This is a genomic window from Alteromonas sp. KS69 (genome assembly GCF_003989595.1).
Taxonomy (GTDB): Bacteria; Pseudomonadota; Gammaproteobacteria; order Enterobacterales; family Alteromonadaceae; genus Alteromonas; species Alteromonas naphthalenivorans.
Map to the genome: position 1 here is coordinate 1 of NZ_PYHU01000032.1, position 1,979 is coordinate 1,979.

Below are 1,979 nucleotides of genomic sequence, written 5' to 3' on the forward strand. Positions count from 1 at the left end.
ACAGCCCGGAGGCTCATATGTTCATTGACAGCCCGGAGGCTCATATGTGTTAGCTGCCATTGTCAAATTGAAAAATGATAGCATATACGCTAGCATGTAAACCATGAATAAAGTAGTTATTGACACCAGTGTACTTATTAGCGCCCTGATTGGCAAAACAGGGCCAGCCCGAGAAGTGATAAGGCAATGCTTGTTGGGGGATTTAAAGCCGCTGATTAGCACGACCTTATTCTTGGAGTACGAAGCAGTAAGCAAGCGAGACAAAATTAAAGAATTGTGCCCGCTTACTGAGGACGAAGTGAGCGAGTTGCTAGCAGCATTTTTTAGTGTTTGCGAATGGGTGCAGATACATTATTTGTGGCGGCCAAATTTAAAAGATGAAGGCGATAACTTTCTTATAGAGCTTGCAGTGGCAGGAAATGCCGAGAGCATTATTACGAATAACCTAAAAGACCTGAGAAATGCGGAATTACAATTTGATGGTTTGAAAGTGTTAGCGCCTGAAGATTATTTGAGAGGAGTTTAATATGTCCACTTTAACTGTACGTTTACCAGACGATAAGCATAATCGATTGAAGGCTTTGGCAGCGCATAAAAAGTTGAGCTTAAACAAATTGATAGAAGAATTGTCTACGCAAGCGATAGCTGAATTTGATACTGAGGTAAGATTTAAGGCGATTGCTGCTACTGGAGACAAAAATAAAGGTTTGGAACTTCTAGATAAGCTTGATTCACATTTTGGCAGCTAACTTTTAAATAAGGGGCGCAAACTTGTGGGCTAAAATCCGAACGGAGTGAGCAGCCCACATGTTTGCGTCCCAGCCCGCGCAGCGAGCGAACTTAATTTTTTTGTTATACCTTACACTATTCTTCATATTTCCGAATCACCGCTACTTTGCCATCTTCGATTTCCAAAACTTCCATCGTTGAGTAATGTAATTCTATGAGTTCATTTGTTTGGGGGTGTACTCCCTTGCTAGATGTAGTGTATGTAATGGCAATTGCATTGTGAGCGGGAATAACTTGCTTCAAGGTAGCTTCATATACCGAATGAGAGCCCAAATAAAACAGCATCCCTTCGCGTATACTTTCTCTGCCGTCAGGTAATCGCGAATCATCTGAGTCGTAGGGCAAGTGTTGGTGGGCGACATCGGCCTTAAGGAAAGACAGGTAGTGCTCTAAGTCTTTTTCAGTAGCATCGGGAGATTGAGTCGCTGCCCATGCTGAAAAATACCTGTTACCGAGTTCGGATAAGCCTGTGTCTGCTATTGCGTTAAGTGACCAGAATAAAGTGACTAAAGAAAGTGTCCATCTTTTCATAAAAACCTCCACTGTTTAAATTAGGTATAACACCCCACTAAGGGGCGATAACACATGGGCTAAAATTAGGAACGAAGTGACGCAGCCCATGTGTTAGCGTCCCAGCGAGCAGCGCGAGTGCCTTGAGTGGTTTGTTATGCACTTACACTGTTATCTCTATGAAAAATAGCGATTTTATTATTATCCAAATCCCTAATGTAACAAGCAAAATAAGCATTATCATTTCGAGGGCCAGGCTTGCCTTCGCAAGTCGAGCCTAAGCTGATTGCTAGCTGATAGACCTTCTTAACAAGTTCATTACTGTTAACCTTGAGAGCCAACATAGTTCCGTTACCGAATGTTGCATTTTCTTTATTGTGTGGTTTAGTAATGGATAACTTTGTATCAGAGCCTGGAAATGCATAAAACACAACGTCTTCTGTTTTTGCTACTTGCTTTGCACCGATTAGACCAAGAATTTGGTCATAAAACTCAATAGCTTTATTAAGATCGTTAGTTCCTAACGTAATGTGTGAAATCACTTCCGATGTCTCCTAGGTGCATAACTTTCCAATAACGGGCGCAGGTACGTGGGGCATAATGGCGAAGCCGCCCCGCGTGTATGCGTCCCAGCGAACGTAGTGAGTGTGTTGATTGGGTTGATAATCATTGAGCCTCCT

The 1,979-nt window shown here is 42.4% G+C and carries 4 protein-coding genes; 2 read left to right on the plus strand and 2 right to left on the minus strand.

Going from position 1 to position 1,979, the window contains the following annotated elements; translation table 11 throughout:
* Positions 1–103 precede the first annotated feature (103 nt).
* A complete protein-coding gene (locus C7Y69_RS15560) occupies positions 104–526 on the plus strand; it encodes a putative toxin-antitoxin system toxin component, PIN family (protein ID WP_013785564.1) in 423 nt (140 codons plus the stop codon).
* 1 nt (position 527) lies between these two features.
* A complete protein-coding gene (locus C7Y69_RS15565) occupies positions 528–749 on the plus strand; it encodes a toxin-antitoxin system HicB family antitoxin (RefSeq protein WP_013785563.1) in 222 nt (73 codons plus the stop codon).
* 115 nt (positions 750–864) lie between these two features.
* Here the strand turns inward: C7Y69_RS15565 and C7Y69_RS15570 are convergent, their stop codons facing one another.
* Together C7Y69_RS15570 and C7Y69_RS15575 are read right to left on the minus strand one after the other, a co-directional pair.
* A complete protein-coding gene (locus tag C7Y69_RS15570; RefSeq protein ID WP_126873321.1) occupies positions 865–1,320 on the minus strand; it encodes a nuclear transport factor 2 family protein in 456 nt (151 codons plus the stop codon).
* A gap of 134 nt (positions 1,321–1,454) precedes the next feature.
* On the minus strand, positions 1,455–1,841 hold the full coding sequence (locus C7Y69_RS15575) for a VOC family protein (protein WP_126873322.1): 387 nt from the start codon (positions 1,839–1,841) through the stop codon (positions 1,455–1,457).
* Positions 1,842–1,979: the final 138 nt, after the last annotated feature.